Below are 15,700 nucleotides of genomic sequence, written 5' to 3' on the forward strand. Positions count from 1 at the left end.
GGCGGGGCGGGCTCCGGGTGGGGGTGGGGGTTGACGTGGTGCGGTGGCTTGCTCATAGTGGGGAACCACCCGTAACCGACAACAGTGTCGGTTAGCGCCCACCCCCCGTGAGGAGCGCGCCGTGCAGGACACGACCCCACCACAACCCCACCCCGACCACAACGAGAACGACGCCCACAACCAGGCCCAGGGCCAGGCCCAGGGCCAGGGCGGGGGCGGGGGCGGGGGCGGTGTCGGCCGCCGCCAGTTCGTCACCGGCGCGGTCGCCGCCGCCGGCGCCGTCGCCGCCGCCGGAGCACTCGGCACCGGCACCGCCACCGCCGCCACCGCCCCGGCCGCCGGTGCCCGCAAGGCCCCCCGCACCCGCAAGGCCGCCGGCCGCCGCGTCGCGATCTTCGGCGGCGGGATGGGCGGACTCAGCACCGCCCACGAACTCGCCGAACGCGGCTTCGAAGTCACCATCTACGAACGCAAGACCTGGGGCGGCAAGAACCGCAGCATCCCCGTCCCCGGCACCGGCACCGCAGGCCGCAAGGACCTGCCCGGCGAACACGGATTCCGGTTCTTCCCCGGCTTCTACCAGAACCTGCCCGACACCATGAGCCGCATCCCCGTCCCCGGCGGCGGCAACGCCGCCGGCAACCTGCAAGCCGGCAAAGAAGTCAGCGCCTACTACGACGGCACCAAGATCATCCTGCCCGCCGCCGGGAGCATCGAAGGCACCCTCAGCCCCGAATCACTGCTGAACTTCCTCAGCACCGGCATCAACGTCCTGGGCAAAGTCCCCCTCTGGGAAGTCGGCTACTTCCTGCAGAAGATGATCGCGTTCGTCACCAGCGGCCCCAAACGCCGCTACGGGCAATGGGAGAACCTCTCCTTCGCCCAGTTCGTCAACTCCGACAAAATGTCGCAGTCCTACAACGAACTCCTCGTCGACATGTTCACCGGCACCCTCGTGGCCGCCAAACCCGACAAGGCCGGCGCCCACACCATGGGCAAAATGGCCGAAGCATGGGTCTACAGCACCCTGGGCCTGGGCGGCTACGCCGAACCCGACCGGCTCCTCAACGCCCCCACCAACGAATCACTCATCGACCCCTGGATGAAACACCTGCGCTCCCTGGGCGTCACCTTCCAAATCGACGCCACCCTGGAACACCTCAACGTCCAGGACAAACAGATCGCCTCCGCCCGCGTCCGCGGACCCAACGGCACCATCGACGTCCAAGCCGACCACTACGTCCTGGCCGTCCCCGTCGAACGCGCCATCCCCCTGCTCAACAACGACATCCTCGCCGCAGACCCCACCCTCAAATCGATCGCCAACATCACCACCGACTGGATGAACGGCATCATGTTCTACCTGCGGCAACCGATCAACCTCGGCCGAGGCCACGTCGCCTACGCCGCCCAACCCTGGGCCCTGACCTCCATCAACCAAGCCCAATTCTGGAAAGACACCAAAATCAACGAAACCTACGGCAACGGCGAAGTCAACGACGTCCTGTCCATGTGCATCTCCGCCTGGGACGTCCCCGGCATCCTCTACAACAAACCCGCCCGCGAATGCACCGACGAACAAATCGTCAACGAAGTCAAAGCACAACTACGCGCCGCGATCCCCTGGGGACCCATCGTCCTCAACGACTTCAACATCCACTCCTACTTCCTCGACCCCGCCATCACCGGCAACGGCACCCCCCAAGCCGCCAACGCCGAACCCCTCATGATCAACAAACCCGGCTCCTGGAACCACCGCCCCGAAGCCACCACCGCCCTCCCCAACCTCTTCCTCGCCTCCGACTACGTCAAAGCCGACATCAACCTCGCCACCATGGAAGGCGCCAACGAAGCCGGCCGCAAAGCCGCCAACGGCATCCTCCAAGCCTCCGGCAGCAACGAAACCCCCGCCAAACTCCACAAAATGTACCTCCCCGACGAATTCCAAGGCTTCTACGACGAAGACGACCGCCGCTACGACCGCGGCGAAGCCAACATCTTCGACCTCTGGGACCCCGTAAAGCCCTAACCCCCAACCACACACCACACCCCCAACCCCCACACCCCTGAACCCCCACACACCAAAACCCCCACACCCCTGAACCCCAACCCCCCACACACACCCGCACAGGCACCTTCCCCACCCACCCCAAACCGCCGCCCGCGGCCCGGCCCCAGCGCGCCGACCGGCCAGACCGCGGGCGGCACGGAAGGCCACGCCATGCCCCCCACCGACTACCTGCAGGCAGACGCCCTGCCGATGACCGCGCCCGCATCACCGGATCGGGCGCTGTCCGTTCGCATCACCGAACGGGAGATGACGCGGCGGCTGCGGCGGCTGGTCCCGGAGATCGCGGCGGAGGCGGCGGACACCGCGCGCGCCCAAGTCCTCGCCTACGCATGGGGCCGCCGGCCGGACGACCGTGACCTGCTGCGCGAGGCCATCACCGCCGCGATCAACGCTTTCCTTAACCCGGCGGGCCCGCCCGACGAGCCCCCGCCACAGGTACTCGGCCTCTTCCGGCGGCTCGGCGAGACCGAGGTGGAGGACGGCCGCAGCCCCGAAGATCTGCGGGCGGCGCTGTCGGCCGCGACCGGCGCCGTCGCCGAGCGCCTCGCCGCGGAGACCGTCCGGTACCGCACCGCCCTCACCCCCCGGCGCGGCGGGACGCTCGTCCGGCTCGGCCTGACCTACACCGACAGGCTCCACCAGGCCGCCGCCGCCGGACGACTCGCGGCGGAGAAGCGGGACACCGGCCCGGCCGGGCCCGAACGGCGCCGCCTCGTCGACCTGCTGCTGCACCCGTCTCCTGAGCCGCAAGCGCTCAAGGACGCCGCCGCGCACGCGAACTGGCCGCTGCCCCAGACGGTCGCGGCGATCGCCGTGGACCGCCGCAGGCCGAGCGCACCACCCGGGTTCCTGCCCGCCGACGTACTCAGCGGGCTGCACCTGGACGTCCCGTGCCTGATCTTCCCGGACCCGGCGGGACCGGGCCGGCGCGCGGTGCTGCAGTCGATGCTCGGCGACCACCCGTCGGTCGTCGGCCCAACGGTCGAAATCACCCGCACCGCCCTGTCGCTGCGGCTGGCCCACCGTTGCCTGGAACTGCTCCCGTCCGCGACGCTGCGCACCCGGACGCCGGTGCACCTGAGTGAGCACGTCCCGACACTGCTGCTCCTCCAGAACCCGGAACTGGCCCGCAGCCTCGCAGACCGGAAACTCGCTCCGCTCCGGCGGCTGCGCCCCGCCCAGCGGGAACGGCTCGCTGACACGCTGCTCGCCTACTTCGAGTGCGGCTTCAACGGCAACAGCACGGCCGCCCGCCTGCAGACCCACCCGCAGACCGTCCGCAACCGCATCCGCCAGCTCAACGACCTGTTAGGCCCCGAGCTGTACAACCCCGCGCACGCACTGGACTACCTCATGGCACTGCACGCCTGGCGGCTGCTGCCGGACGAGACCCGCAACGACCGGGCCGCCACCCCCGCGACCAGAAGGACGGCGTGATCCACTGGTCCCCGTCCGCCCCGCGCCCCCGGCCGGGGCAGGCCTCGCAGGACGGGAGAGGCGGCACAGCGATGTCCCTTTGGCCGGCCGCCGGTGGTGGCGCACCGTGAACTTGCGCACCCGGCCGTTCTTCTCCCATCTCCTGCTCCGAGCCGTGCGGGCGCGGGTGGTCAGGCGGCCTTGCCGCGCGCGATGTAGACGTTCATTGCGGCGAAGTCGAGGGTGATGTTGTACGGCTTGTAGAAGGAGTGGAAGAACGTGGCCAGGACGTCGAATCCGTGGCGGGCGGTCGCCTGGCCGGGGTTCACCAGGCTGTAGGCGTACTGGGCGGAGGCGCCGCCGAGGCGGCTCTCCTCCGGGTAGCAGGGGTAGGTGACGACCGGGTGGCTGTGGGCGAAGGTCTCCAGCGGGCGGTCGTAGTCGATGCGGACCCCCAGCCGCTTGGCCGTCTCTTCGGACATGACCACGGTGTTCTCGCTGGTTCCGCCGATGGCCAGGCCCACCACCCGGTCGCCGGAGCCGGCGACGCTTCCCGTGCTGTGCGTCATGTGCTCACGGGCCAGCCACAGCGGCAGGGGCTCGGCGCCTGCCCGCGCGGCGTCGGCGCGTGCCCTGCGGGACGCTTCGGGGGTGCGGCGGCGCAGGATCAGCGACCGGCCCGCATAGTCGAAGGTCGTCAGCAGGTGGTAGAGGACCCACGTGCCGATCAGGCCGCCGTCGGCCCCTCCGGGCGACGCCTGGTCGGTCTCCGACCACACGACGGGGACGTTGCGCAGCTCGATGCCGTCCAGCCTGAAGGAGGCCAGCACCCCGAAGTACTGCCATGCCTTGCCGTCCAGGAAGTCGATCTGCTGCTTGGCCACATGGGTCAGCCCGGCCTCCTCGGCCGTTTCCATGGAAAGGCCCAGCCACGGGGCGCCGGTGTAGGGCAGGTAGGGCTTGGGCGGTCCGCCGTTGGCCGAGCCCTCGACCAGCGGTGACGGGTCCAACTGCCGGAACGGCAGTCGCGCGATGTCGCCGCTGACCTGGTACGGCTCGCCGCGGACCGCGCCGAACCAGGTGGCGAAGACGTCGTTGCCGGCCGCTTTCCAGTGGGGAGCGGAGAGGGAGAGCCGGTCCTGCCGGAGGTGGCAGTCGGCCATGAGCCGGTTGGTGTCCTTGTCGCCGGGCGCCAGTCCGAGGGCCATGGTCAGATACTTCTCGGCCTCGGGGAACCTGTTGCTCAGCAGCCCGACATAGCCGCGGCGGCGCCGGCCACCACGGCCGCACTCCGAAGCACCGAACGCCGGTCCCAGTGTCCGTCAGTCGTCATGGCCTTCTCCTTTTCATCATCGTTTTCCGCGGCACTCCCATGCGTGCCGGCGGTGGTGGACGCTCACAGAGTCCGCAGCGCCTCGGTGGGTGAGAGGCGGGCCGCTCGCAGGGCCGGCAGCAGGCCGGCGATCGCGCCGATCACGATCGCGGCGCCGATCCCGCCGGCCCACGCCTGGGCCGGGATGACCACCGCCCAGCCCTTCGTGTTCGCGTAGACCGCGGTGGCCAGCGCTCCGGCGGCGACTCCGGCCACCCCGCCGAGCAGCGCGAGCATGACCGCCTCGGACAGGAACTGGGTGCGGATATGGCCCCGGGTCGCACCGAGCGCCCGCCGCAGCCCGATCTCCGAGCGCCGTTCCAGCACCGAGATGATCATGATGTTCGCGACCCCGATCGCGCCCACGATCAGCGCCACCAGCCCGAGCCCGAGGAACAGGCTGTTGAACGCGCCCTCTGCGGCGGCTCGCGCGGTGAGCGCGTCGGACGGCTGGCTGACGTCGACGTCGCCGGGTGACTCCGGGTTCGCGGTCTGCGCGAGCACCCCCTGCACCGAGTTCACCTTGTCGGTACGGGCCCGCACGTACACCGTCGTCGGTGGTCCGGCCACCGGCTCGCCCTTGTCGACGGCCGTGTAGCCGAGATAGCGCTCCGCGGCCGGATAGCCGATCAGGGCGCTGGTGTCGATGTCGGTCGACAGCGTCGCGGGCTTGAGGATGCCCGCGACGTAGAACCACTGGTTCTTCAGCCAGATCCGCTGCCCCGGATGGACACGGTCGATCCCGAGGCGCTGCGCGGCGAGCGCGCCGAGCACCGTGACCGGCCGGCGCTCGGTCGCCGTGTTCAGCCAGCGGCCCTGCGCCACGCCGGTTCCGACCACGTCGGGGAGGTTGAGGCTGGCCGCCTCCACCTTCAGGGCGTTGGTGTTGATCGCCGGGACCAGCGGGCTGCGGTACACGTTCGCGTCGTCGATGGCACCGACGTGCGCCACGTCCTCGACATCGGGCAGGTGGGAGATCCGCTGCGGCGCGGCGACCGGAAGCCGCGCCGTCCCACCGGTGACGGATGTGCCGGTGTTGGCGGTCAGGAGGTTCGTGCCCAGCTCGTCGATCTGGGCGAGGAGCCCCGCCTGGGACGACGCGGACAGGCCGAGCACCGCGACGATCGCGGCGGTCCCGATCGCTATCCCGAGCGCGGACAGGGCGGCCCGCAGGAGGCGCGCCCGGATACCGGCGCCGGCCACGCGCATCTGGTCGGACAGCCTCATACGCCCTCCATCGAACGCGCCGCGTCGCCGGCGACGATCCGCCCGTCGAGGACGTGCAGCCGGCGGGGCATCCGGGCCGCCAGCCCGCCGTCGTGCGTGATCACGAGGATGGTCGCCCCGCCGGCGTTGAGCTCGTGCAGCAGCTCGATGATGGCCGCGCCCGTCCGGCTGTCGAGGTTTCCCGTCGGCTCGTCGGCGAGCACGATGGCCGGGCGGCCGACCAGGGCGCGGGCGATCGCCACGCGCTGGCGCTGGCCGCCCGAGAGCTTGCCCGGACGGAAGCCCGCCCGGTCCTCCAGCCCGACCCGGCTGAGCGCCTCGGCGGCGCGCTCACGCCGCTCGGCCCGTCCCGCGCCGCCGTACAGCAGGCCGTCGGCGACGTTCTCCAGGACGGTGGCGTGCTCGGACAGGAAGAACTGCTGGAAGACGAAGCCGATGCTGCGTGCCCGGAGGGCGGCGAGCCGGCGGTCGGTGAGCGTCGCGACGTCCTCCCCGTCGATCCGCACCGTGCCCTCGCTGGGCCGGTCGAGCGTGCCGAGGATGTGCAGCAGCGTGGACTTGCCCGACCCCGACGGGCCGGCGATCGCGACCAGTTCCCCGCGGCGGACGGTGAAGCTCACCCCGCGCAGCGCGTGGACGGGAGGCTCCGAACCGTACGTCTTGGTGACCCGCTCCAGTTCGATGACATTCGGTGCGATCCCGGGTGCCGGGGGCCGTGCCCCTGAACGACTCGTCCCGTTCATGTCGACGGCACCACCACTCGGTCGCCGGCCGACAGGGCGCCGGAGACCTGGACCCGCCCGTTGGCGTGGTCGAACAATCCGAGCGTGACTGCCACGAAGCGGGTCCGGCCGTCCCCCGCCGCGACCTCGACTTCGTATCCCCCGCCGGCCCGGCCGACGAGCGCGGTCACCGGCACGCTGAGCGCGTCCTTGACGCCGTCCGTGGTGATCTGCACCTGGACCGGCGCCTGGTCGAGCGTCCCGGCGTCCTTCGGGCGCTTGAGCGTGATGTGGACCGGGAGCGTCGCGGGCTGCGTGTCGGAGTCGTCCTTGCCGGAGGGCGCCGCGACCGCGCCGATCCGGCTGACCACGCCCGGCGTGGTCCGGTTGTCCGGCAGCGTGATCTGCGCCTGATCGCCCTTCTCGACGTCCGACTGCTGGGAGGGATCGAGGTTCACGACCACCTCGCGGCGGTCCGACGACGCCTCCATGATCGGACGGCCCCGGGCCGCGCCCGTGCCGTTCCCGGCCGTCACCTTGCTGATCCGCAGCGGGCCGGGCAGGAACACCGCCTGGCCGAGGTCCAGCCTGCCGGTCACGTCGGCGCCGCGCTCGTCCTGGAGCTTCTCCAGGGCCGCCGCGGTCGCCCATCCGAAGTGGCCGGAATCGGGATCGGGCCCGGACCGGCCGGCGTGGCCCCCGTCCACCAGGGTCTTGTTCAGCGCCCGGACGTCCTTGCCGTCGTCGCCCACGGCCAGGTCCCGGTACGCGGGCGTGCTCCCGCAGATCAGGAACACCGGCTCCTGGTCGACCTTGTAGAGCGTCTCGCCGCAGCCGATCTGGGCGCCCGCCACCGGCACCCAGGTGTAGGTCCCCTTCGCCTGGTTGACCACCGGGTACGGGGCCCCGCCGGCGCCGCCCGCGTACGAGAGCGTCCCGGTCTGGCCGACCTGCGAGGAGAGCGGGCCCTTCTGGACCGCCACGAGCGACGTGCCGCCGCCGGCCGTCGTCTCGGCCGCGCCGCCGTCACCGGACGAGCCCGGCACGGCGACCGCCGCACCGACCGCGGCCACGACCGCGAGCACGGCACCGCCGCCGATCATTCTGCGGCGGCTGCGCCGCGGCCGGAGCCGGGCGGGCGCGTCCCGCGTCTCCACGTCCCGTTCGGTCACTCTGAGGTTCATCGAGTCCCCGCCTCAGCCGCCGGTGCCCTTGGCACCACCGGCTTCGAGAGGGCGGCAGGCCTCCACGGCCCTCCGGAACTGCGGTGACTTGTTGTCGATGGTGCCCCGTTCCACCTGGATGCGCCCGTTCTGCGGGTCAGGGAAGTTCGGGACGCCGTTCTCCCGCATGCACTGGGTCCACTTCAGCATCTTCCGCTGGAGCTCGGCGTTCTCCGGCGTACCGGGCTGAAGCTGGGGCGGCTCCAGCGACTGGCACGCCCGCCGCGCCTTCCGGAACGCCGCGGAGTCGCGCCCCGGGAAGTTCGCGCCCGGGGTCTGGCCGGGGTCGGGGTAGCCCGGGAGGCCGTTCTCACGCATGCACTGCGCGTGCTTGATCCCCTGGTCCGCCGTGGCGCTCGCCTTCGCGCCGGACGAGTTCGCGCCGGACGAGCCGGTCTTCGAGTCGCCGGAGCCGCCGCATCCGGCGCCGGCCACGGCGAGGACGGCGGCGGAGGCGGCCAGCAACACAGAAGCCCTGTTCATCGTTCCCCTTCCGACGGATATCGCTTGCGAGGTCATTTCTAGGGAGGGGGCGGTCACATGGCGGTGCGCGAGGCTGTGACCCGGCTGTGACCGCGGATCGGGGAGTCTGATCGGTGATGAGAGTGCTGGTGGCCGAAGATCACGCGGAGTTGGCGGATTCCGTGGTCCGCGTCCTGCACCGCGAGGGGATGGCGGTGGACGTCGCCCTCGACGGCCAGGCCGCGCTCGACCGCACGGCGCTGACCGACTACGACGTGGTCGTGCTGGACCGCGACCTTCCCGGGGTGCACGGCGACGACGTCTGCCGCGCGCTGGTGGCCGCGCCGTCCCGCCGGACCCGGGTCCTGATGCTCACCGCGTCGGGCACGATCGCCGACCGGGTCGAGGGGCTCAGCCTGGGCGCCGACGACTACCTGCCGAAGCCGTTCGCGTACGCCGAACTCGTCGCGCGGATCCGCGCCCTGGGGCGGCGGGCGCAGCCGGCGCTGCCGCCGATCCTGGAGCACGGCGACCTGCGGCTCGACCCGGCCCAGCGGGTCGTCACCCGCTCGGGGCTGCGCCTGGCGCTGAGCCCGAAGGAGCTGGCGGTGCTGGAGTACCTGCTCGCCGCGGGGGGACGCGTCGTCTCCGCCGAGGAACTGCTGGAACGCGTCTGGGACGAGGCGGCGGACCCGTTCACCACGACGGTCAAGGCGACGATCAACCGCCTCCGGGCCAAGCTGGGATCCCCGCCGGTGATCGAGACCGTCCCGCAGAGCGGTTACCGGATATGAGGCCGCTCATGCGCAAGGTGCCGCGGACGGTCCGGATGCGCCTCACGCTGCTGTACGGGACGTTGTTCACCGTCTCCGGCGCGGTCCTGCTGGCGATCACGTTCCTGCTCGTCCAGAGGAACGCGGTCTTCAAGGTGAGAGTGCCGTGCTTCGACAAGGCGGCGGAGGACTGTGCGTTCCGGCTGCCCGGCACGCCCCTCGAGTCGGCCGATTCGGTGCGCGCATGGAGGGAGCAGCAGACCCAGACGCAGGCGCAGGAGTTCCTCGTCCAGGCCGGGATCGCACTGGCGATCATGCTGGTGGTCTCCCTGTTGCTCGGCTGGTTCGTCGCGGGACGGGTACTGCGCCCGCTGCGCACGATGACCACCACCGTGCAGCACATCTCGGCGCGCAACGTGCACGAGCGGCTGGCCCTCACCGGCCCCCGCGACGAGCTCAAGGACCTCGCCGACACCGTGGACGGCCTGCTCGGACGCCTGGAGACGGCGCTCGACGCGCAGAAGCGCTTCGTCGCCAACGCCGCGCACGAACTCCGCACCCCGCTCACGCTCGAACGCGCACTGCTGGAGGAGACGCTCACCGAACGCCGGCCGACCCTTGAGGCGTTCCGCGCGACCTTCGAGCGGATCCTGACGATCAGCGATCAGCAGGGGAGCCTGCTGGAGTCCCTGCTCACGCTGGCGATCAGCGAGCGGGGGCTGGACGGCCGGGCCCCGGTGGACCTCGCCGCGCTCACCGAGCAGGTGCTGGCGACCCGGCCGGAGACACCCGCGGGCGGGCCGGAGCCACCCGCGGGCGGGCCACGCCTGTACCCGCGGATCGCACCCGCCGCGACCGCGGGCGATCCCGCCCTGGTCGAGCGCCTCGTGGCCAACCTCGTCGACAACGCCATTCGGTACAACGTGCCCGGAGGGAGCGTCGACGTGGCGACCGGAACGCGGGACGGGCAGGCCGTGGTCAGCGTGAGCAACACCGGGCCGGTCGTCCCGCCCGAGCAGGTGGCCCGGCTGCTCGAACCGTTCCAGCGGCTGGACCGGTCCGCGCGCGGCGACGGGCACCACGGGCTCGGCCTGTCCATCGCCCACGCGATCGCGATCGCGCACGGCGGAACCCTCAGCGCGGTCCCCCGCCAGGACGGCGGTCTCGTCGTCCAGGCCGCCTTCCCCGCCGCAGATAGCTGATCAGCGAGGGACGGCGTGCGGCTCACCTGCGTTCGTCTCCGCCGTGCGGGTGGCGGGCGTCGCCACCGCTACGGGCGCATGGCCGGCCGACGCGACCCGTCTCGCTCGATGACGATGTCGGCGCGCCGGGGCCGGCGAATCACGTGATCAGAAGGTGACGAGCGGGTCGCCGATGAAGTCGGCGATGAAGTTGATGAAGAAGAACCCGAAGAACAGGAAGTTCAACACCAGGATGACGTAGTGCCACGGGCGGGGCCGGGCCGGCCGGGGCAGCCTGCTGTTGAGGTAGATGAGCATGAACGGGAAGATCAGCGCGCCCAGGTTGGACATGTTCGCCGACCACTGCACCAGGCTGACCGGCAGCGCGAAGTGCAGGATGACCCCGATGATCACCAGTAGCAGCAGCATGAACGGGTAGTAGAAGCGCCGCGGGTCGCCCTCCAGCAGCACGCGCAGCCGGGGGCTGGTGGCGTGCGCGGCGTCGGTGGTGACGCGCACCATCGCCTCGAAGATGCCGAGCTGGGTGGTGAACAGCACCAGCACACCGACGATCAGCGCGATGTAGAACAGCCAGCGACCGTACTCGGCGTCCAGCGCGGCGGCCACGAAGGTCGGCACGTTCTCCTGGGTGACCTCCTGGCCGGAGATCTCGACCGCGTGGGCCATCAGGAGGGTCGGCAGCAGCATGCCGATGATCGCGCCGGCGAAGAAGACGGCCCACATGTCGGTGAGCAGCAGCCGGTACCAGCGCTTCCACAGCCCCCGGTTCTTCTCGTCGTCGGGGAAGGTCACGCCGCTGGGCAGGACCTCGACGCGCCGGCCCCGCAGGCCCGCGATGAACCCGGCCCGGTGGCCCATGCCGTAGCCCTTGTCCCGGTAGTGGCCCATCACGTACCAGTTCAGCCCGGACGCCAGCGCGGTGAACCCGGCCAGCCCTCCGATCTGGGTGGCGGTGATGCCCTCCGGCGGCGCCGCCGGGGTGACGAAGCCGGTGATGCCGTCCCACCAGATTCCGGGCGGCACCAGGAAGACGCACAACAGCAGCAGCGTGATCAGGATCGCGCCGATCAGCACCCAGTTGACCAGCTCCAGCGTCCGGGAGACCCGGCGGGCCGCGGCGGCCATCAGGAACACCACCACCAGCAGCGCGATCGCCCAGATCCGCGGTTCCTCGGCGCCTTCGGGCGCGGTCTCGGCGTGGACGAGGGCGTACAGCCCCTCCCCCGCCGAGGCCGCCCAGCCGCCGGCGATGAACGCGAAGAGGATGAGGAACACCGAGGCCGGCACCCACAGGAACCAGCCGGGCGGGACGCGTCCCCAGCCCACCACCGGCACCTCACCGGTCGCGACCACGTACCGCGAGCACTCGATGTTGTAGAGGGTCTGCAGCAGCGCGGAGACCAGGATGATCCAGCCGACGCCCTCGAACCCGAACTGGCCGACCGCCTGCGGGCCCAGCAGCCACTCACCGCTGCCGATGGAGATGCCCAGCGCGATCAGGCTCGGGCCGAGCGCGTACTTGACCAGCTCCTTGGGACCGATCCGGCGGACGCCGAAGACCTCCTCGGGGGTGGGCAGATCGGTGACCGGCAGGTCGGGGCGGCTCACCCCCAGCTTGTACGTCCCGGCCACGGCGGCCTCCGCCGGCCCGTCCTCGGGAACCCCGCCCATCGGCTCGGGGGTCTCGGTCATGGGGCACCTCCCGGTGGATCATGCCCCCGACTTCCTCGGCTGCCCGCATGATCCGCCAAGGATGCGCCCTCTGCAAGAGCCCGCCGGCGGCAATTGAAACGGGTTCCCCGTGCGAGCCACCACCGGTCGGACACGCCCGCGCCCGCACCTGCCGGCCAGGTGCGGGCGCGGACGGCCGGTCAGTCGGCGAAGGTGAACCAGTTGAGGTTGACGAAGTCGGCCGGTTGGCCGCTGCTGAAGGTGATGAAGACGGTGTGGGTGCCGGTCACGCCCGCGATGTTGGCGGGTACCGTCCGCCAGTTCTGCCAGCCGCCGGTGTTCGCTACGGCGAACTCGCCGATCACCTGGCCGGTCGGGCTGTCCAGCCGCACCTGCACCAGGCCGCTGACCCCGGCCGGCGCACCCGAGGCGACCCTGGCCCGGAACTGCGTGGCCGGGGTGCCGCCGAAGTCGACGTCGTCGTAGCGAAGCCAGTTGCCGTTGTCGATGTGGCTGACGTTCTGGCCGCCTCCGGTGTCGGTGGTGGTTTCGAGCTGCGTGCCCGACTGGGCCTGACGGCTCTCCGCCTGGATGGTGGAGCGAGCGTCGACCTCGCCGCCCGTCGGGGGCGGGGTGCTGGAGTCGCCGCTCTGCCAGACCGCGACGTAGTCGACGACCATGGGGCGTCCGGAGACGGTGTCCGCGGTGGGGGTGGCGTGCCCGGCGACGCCGTTGGGGAACGCGCCGCCCATGGCCACGTTGAGCAGCAGGAAGTAGCCGCCGTGCCCGGTCATGTTCGCCCACGTGGTGGCGTCGAGCTGGTTCTGGCTGATGCTGTGGAACTGCTGGCCGTCCACGTACCAGCGCAGCTGGTTGGGGCTGACGCTGCGGTCCCACTCGAAGCGGTAGGTGTGCATGCCCGCCTGGCAGGACGTGCCGGGGCAGGCGCGACTGGCGCCGAGCCCGGTCGTCTCGTTGCACGGGCCGCCGGAGCTTACGCCGCAGTGCAGGACGGCCCAGACCGAGTTGATCCCGTTGACGTTCTCCATGATGTCGAACTCGCCGATCGACGGCCAGTTCCAGTAGTTGCCCCGGTAGGGGGAGCCCAAGGCCCAGAAAGCGGGCCAGTAGCCCAGGGCCGGGGCGCCGGTGACGTCGGGCATCTGGATCCGTCCCTCGATGCGCAGGACGCGTCCGTCGGCGGGCTTGAAGTCGGCGCGGCGCGTCTCGATGCGGGCCGACGTCCACCCGCCCGACGCGGTCTTGACCGGGGTGATCCGCAGGTTGCCGCTGCCGTCCAGGCTGACGTTGGCGGGGTCGGCGGTGTAGTTCTGGATCTCCCCCGTGCCCCAGTTGCCCGGGCCTCCGGGGTAGCCGTGACCGGTATCGATGATCCAGTTCGCGGACGAGGGGAGCGAGCCGGCCGAACCGTCGAAGTCGTCGCTCCAGACCTGGCTCCAGCCCTCCGGGGGCGGCGGAACGGACGCGCCGGCCGGCGGCGGCGTCACGGCGGTGGCGATCGCCACCGGAAGCGCGGCGGCGAGGACGGCGAGAACGGACCTGCGCCAGAGCCGGGGATGTCTCGGTGAGGTCATGGCGGGGGGCCTCCAGAGTGGGGGTGGAGCAGGCGCGGGGTGCCTGCCCTCTGGTGGGGTCAATGTCACCCGCCCGGAACGGTCCGTCAATAGGCAAGAGAGCGCTCTCTCACAGCCCCGCGCACGCAATGGTGCATCTAGCAGCGAACATGGCGTTTCGCCGTCAATTGGAGGATCATTAAAGAAATCGCTCTCTTGGCACATGCGCACGTTGACCCGGTGGGGAGGCGGCATGAAACGTCCCACGCTGGAGGCCGTGGCGGCCAGGGCCGGGGTCTCCCGGGCCACGGTGTCGCGTGTGGTCAACGGCTCGGACACCGTGAACCCCCGGATCCGCGCGGTCGTCCTGCGCGCCGTCGAGGAACTCGGTTACATCCCCAACTCGGCGGCCCGCAGCCTGGTGACCCAGCGCACCGGATCGATCGGGCTGGTCGTCTCCGAGCCGCTCGCCCGCGTGTTCTCCGACGACCCCTTCTTCTCTCTGGTCGTCCGTACCGTGAGCCAGGAACTGGAGGCCGCCGACAAACAGGTCGTCCTCATGATCCCCTCCTCGCCGGCGGGCCAGGCGAGGGTCGAGCGGTACGTCACGGGCCGCCATGTGGACGGGGTCATCCTGCTCTCCCAGCACGGCGCGGATCCCCTGCCCGCGGCTCTCCTGCGGACGGGCGTACCCGTGGTGTCGCACGGGCGGCCTGTGTCCACGGCCAAGCCGCCGTACTGCGACGTCGACAACGTCGCGGGCGCACGGACCGCGGTGGAACACCTCCTGGCGAAGGGGCGGCGGCGCATCGCCACCATCACCGGCCCGCTCGACATGTCCGCGGGGCTGGACCGGCTGGCCGGCTACCGCGAGCTCCTCTCCGGAACCGGCCGCCGGTCCCTGGCCGCCATAGGGGACTTCACCCGTGAGTCGGGGGCGGCCGCGATGGACCAGCTCCTGGAGGACGACCCGGGTCTCGACGCGGTGTTCGCCGCGAGCGACCTGATGGCGACCGGAGCGCTGCACGCGCTGCGGAAGGCGGGCCGTCGCGTCCCTGACGACGTCGCCGTCGTCGGCTTCGACGACATCGACGCCGCCCGGTACACCGATCCGCCGCTGACCACCGTCCGCCAGCCCATCGCCGAGGTCGCCAAGGCCATCGTCCGGATGCTGCTCACCGGGGTCGACCATCAGGCCGAGCCGGTGATCTTCCCGACCGAGCTCATCGTGCGTGACTCCACCTGAGCCGGCCGCCGGCCCCGCGCGCGCCGGGCGGTTCGCGGATCAGGCGGGAATGGTGGCGAGGAGAGGCCAGGGGGTGGCCCGTTCGACCTGTGCGGCAGCACGCCGAGGAGATCAGCGGCTGGAACATCCGCGAGGTCGGAGCGGTCCCCGGCATCGCCGGGTTTCGCGCTGCACGTCGCGGCCGAGGAGTGCTACGAGGCGGCCGGGGTGCCCGGCCGGGCGATCTCCGGCACGGGTGCCGCTTCGGCGGCGCCACGGCGAACATCGAGGCGTTCACCGAGACCGCTGGATCACCATGCGCGGCGAGCCCCCGCAGTACCCGCTCTGACCGGCATCGGAATCGCGTGCGGCGCGGCGGGCGTTGACAGTCAGGTGACCATAGCGGAGGAACGCCTGATCGCGGATCGCGCCGCCACCGTGGAACTCGTGGCATCGCTGAGCGGCGACTGGGACGGCATCGTCGAGGCGTCGGCGCAGACCGGGGTGGATGACGAGCACGACCCGGAAGGCGCCACCATCGCCTTCGAACGCGCCCGGATCCAGGCGTCGCTGAGCCGGTCCCGCGCGCATCTTGCCGACCTTGACGACGCGCTCCGCCGCCTCGGTGACGGTACCTACGGCATCTGCGAACGCTGCGGCGGCCCGGTCGGGGAGGAACGCCTGGCCGCACGGCCGGCCGCCCGTACCTGCATCGCCTGCGCAAGCACCTGACCCGCATCACACGTTGCGCGGGGTCCTCCG

The 15,700-nt window shown here is 71.4% G+C and carries 13 protein-coding genes; 6 read left to right on the top strand and 7 right to left on the bottom strand.

All coding sequences use genetic code 11. From position 1 onward, the window contains the following. The first annotated feature begins 121 nt into the window (after positions 1 to 121). A complete protein-coding gene (locus tag ACGFIS_RS11445) occupies positions 122 to 2,029 on the top strand; it encodes an FAD-dependent oxidoreductase (protein ID WP_392970436.1) in 1,908 nt (635 codons plus the stop codon). 192 nt (positions 2,030 to 2,221) lie between these two features. After that, positions 2,222 to 3,508 carry a PucR family transcriptional regulator gene (locus ACGFIS_RS11450; RefSeq protein ID WP_392970439.1) on the top strand — a complete coding sequence of 429 codons (1,287 nt, stop codon included), beginning with the start codon at positions 2,222 to 2,224 and terminating at the stop codon, positions 3,506 to 3,508. 170 nt (positions 3,509 to 3,678) lie between these two features. Here the strand turns inward: ACGFIS_RS11450 and ACGFIS_RS11455 are convergent, their stop codons facing one another. The 5 genes from ACGFIS_RS11455 to ACGFIS_RS11475 form a co-directional block, all read right to left on the bottom strand. Beyond that, positions 3,679 to 4,695 carry an aspartyl protease family protein gene (locus ACGFIS_RS11455; RefSeq protein WP_392970442.1) on the bottom strand — a complete coding sequence of 339 codons (1,017 nt, stop codon included), beginning with the start codon at positions 4,693 to 4,695 and terminating at the stop codon, positions 3,679 to 3,681. A 188-nt stretch (positions 4,696 to 4,883) separates the two neighbouring features. Further along, positions 4,884 to 6,086 (bottom strand): ABC transporter permease, encoded by a 1,203-nt coding sequence (locus ACGFIS_RS11460; RefSeq protein WP_392970445.1) that lies wholly within the window; start codon positions 6,084 to 6,086, stop codon positions 4,884 to 4,886. Beyond that, on the bottom strand, positions 6,083 to 6,829 hold the full coding sequence (locus ACGFIS_RS11465) for an ABC transporter ATP-binding protein (RefSeq protein ID WP_392970448.1): 747 nt from the start codon (positions 6,827 to 6,829) through the stop codon (positions 6,083 to 6,085). Before ACGFIS_RS11465 ends, ACGFIS_RS11460 begins: the two co-directional genes overlap by 4 nt. Then, complete coding sequence (locus ACGFIS_RS11470) at positions 6,826 to 7,992, bottom strand: efflux RND transporter periplasmic adaptor subunit (protein WP_392970451.1); 1,167 nt, start codon at positions 7,990 to 7,992, stop codon at positions 6,826 to 6,828. Before ACGFIS_RS11470 ends, ACGFIS_RS11465 begins: the two co-directional genes overlap by 4 nt. A 12-nt stretch (positions 7,993 to 8,004) precedes the next feature. After that, on the bottom strand, positions 8,005 to 8,514 hold the full coding sequence (locus tag ACGFIS_RS11475) for a hypothetical protein (protein WP_392912784.1): 510 nt from the start codon (positions 8,512 to 8,514) through the stop codon (positions 8,005 to 8,007). 116 nt (positions 8,515 to 8,630) lie between these two features. Between ACGFIS_RS11475 and ACGFIS_RS11480 the strand changes: the two genes are divergently transcribed. Both ACGFIS_RS11480 and ACGFIS_RS11485 read left to right on the top strand, forming a co-directional pair. Further along, positions 8,631 to 9,287 carry a response regulator transcription factor gene (locus tag ACGFIS_RS11480; RefSeq protein ID WP_392912785.1) on the top strand — a complete coding sequence of 219 codons (657 nt, stop codon included), beginning with the start codon at positions 8,631 to 8,633 and terminating at the stop codon, positions 9,285 to 9,287. Positions 9,288 to 9,295: 8 nt separating this feature from the next. Continuing rightward, a complete protein-coding gene (locus ACGFIS_RS11485; protein ID WP_392970454.1) occupies positions 9,296 to 10,468 on the top strand; it encodes a sensor histidine kinase in 1,173 nt (390 codons plus the stop codon). Positions 10,469 to 10,615: 147 nt separating this feature from the next. Here ACGFIS_RS11485 and ACGFIS_RS11490 read toward each other — a convergent pair whose 3' ends face one another. Beyond that, entirely contained in the window at positions 10,616 to 12,160 is a 1,545-nt protein-coding gene (locus ACGFIS_RS11490; protein ID WP_392970458.1) for an Nramp family divalent metal transporter, read from the bottom strand. A gap of 179 nt (positions 12,161 to 12,339) precedes the next feature. Next, complete coding sequence (locus ACGFIS_RS11495; protein ID WP_392970461.1) at positions 12,340 to 13,734, bottom strand: glycoside hydrolase family 16 protein; 1,395 nt, start codon at positions 13,732 to 13,734, stop codon at positions 12,340 to 12,342. A 232-nt stretch (positions 13,735 to 13,966) separates the two neighbouring features. Between ACGFIS_RS11495 and ACGFIS_RS11500 the strand changes: the two genes are divergently transcribed. Next, positions 13,967 to 14,959 carry a LacI family DNA-binding transcriptional regulator gene (locus ACGFIS_RS11500; RefSeq protein ID WP_392912789.1) on the top strand — a complete coding sequence of 331 codons (993 nt, stop codon included), beginning with the start codon at positions 13,967 to 13,969 and terminating at the stop codon, positions 14,957 to 14,959. Positions 14,960 to 15,331: 372 nt separating this feature from the next. Then, positions 15,332 to 15,670, top strand: coding sequence for a TraR/DksA family transcriptional regulator (locus ACGFIS_RS11505; RefSeq protein ID WP_392912791.1), 339 nt, complete (start codon positions 15,332 to 15,334; stop codon positions 15,668 to 15,670). The last annotated feature ends 30 nt before the right edge of the window (positions 15,671 to 15,700 follow it).

Origin of the sequence: Spirillospora sp. NPDC048824 (genome assembly GCF_043198455.1) — a bacterium.
GTDB lineage: Bacteria > Actinomycetota > Actinomycetes > Streptosporangiales > Streptosporangiaceae > Spirillospora.

Excerpts from the sequence above, each read along its gene's own strand:
- ACGFIS_RS11450 (WP_392970439.1), top strand. The coding sequence starts at position 2,222 with ATGCCCCCCACCGACTACCTGCAGGCAGACGCCCTGCCGATGACCGCG.
- ACGFIS_RS11455 (WP_392970442.1), bottom strand. The coding sequence starts at position 4,695 with ATGGCCCTCGGACTGGCGCCCGGCGACAAGGACACCAACCGGCTCATG.
- ACGFIS_RS11460 (WP_392970445.1), bottom strand. The coding sequence starts at position 6,086 with ATGAGGCTGTCCGACCAGATGCGCGTGGCCGGCGCCGGTATCCGGGCG.
- ACGFIS_RS11465 (WP_392970448.1), bottom strand. The coding sequence starts at position 6,829 with ATGAACGGGACGAGTCGTTCAGGGGCACGGCCCCCGGCACCCGGGATC.
- ACGFIS_RS11470 (WP_392970451.1), bottom strand. The coding sequence starts at position 7,992 with ATGAACCTCAGAGTGACCGAACGGGACGTGGAGACGCGGGACGCGCCC.
- ACGFIS_RS11475 (WP_392912784.1), bottom strand. The coding sequence starts at position 8,514 with ATGAACAGGGCTTCTGTGTTGCTGGCCGCCTCCGCCGCCGTCCTCGCC.
- ACGFIS_RS11480 (WP_392912785.1), top strand. The coding sequence starts at position 8,631 with ATGAGAGTGCTGGTGGCCGAAGATCACGCGGAGTTGGCGGATTCCGTG.
- ACGFIS_RS11485 (WP_392970454.1), top strand. The coding sequence starts at position 9,296 with ATGCGCAAGGTGCCGCGGACGGTCCGGATGCGCCTCACGCTGCTGTAC.
- ACGFIS_RS11490 (WP_392970458.1), bottom strand. The coding sequence starts at position 12,160 with ATGACCGAGACCCCCGAGCCGATGGGCGGGGTTCCCGAGGACGGGCCG.
- ACGFIS_RS11495 (WP_392970461.1), bottom strand. The coding sequence starts at position 13,734 with ATGACCTCACCGAGACATCCCCGGCTCTGGCGCAGGTCCGTTCTCGCC.
- ACGFIS_RS11500 (WP_392912789.1), top strand. The coding sequence starts at position 13,967 with ATGAAACGTCCCACGCTGGAGGCCGTGGCGGCCAGGGCCGGGGTCTCC.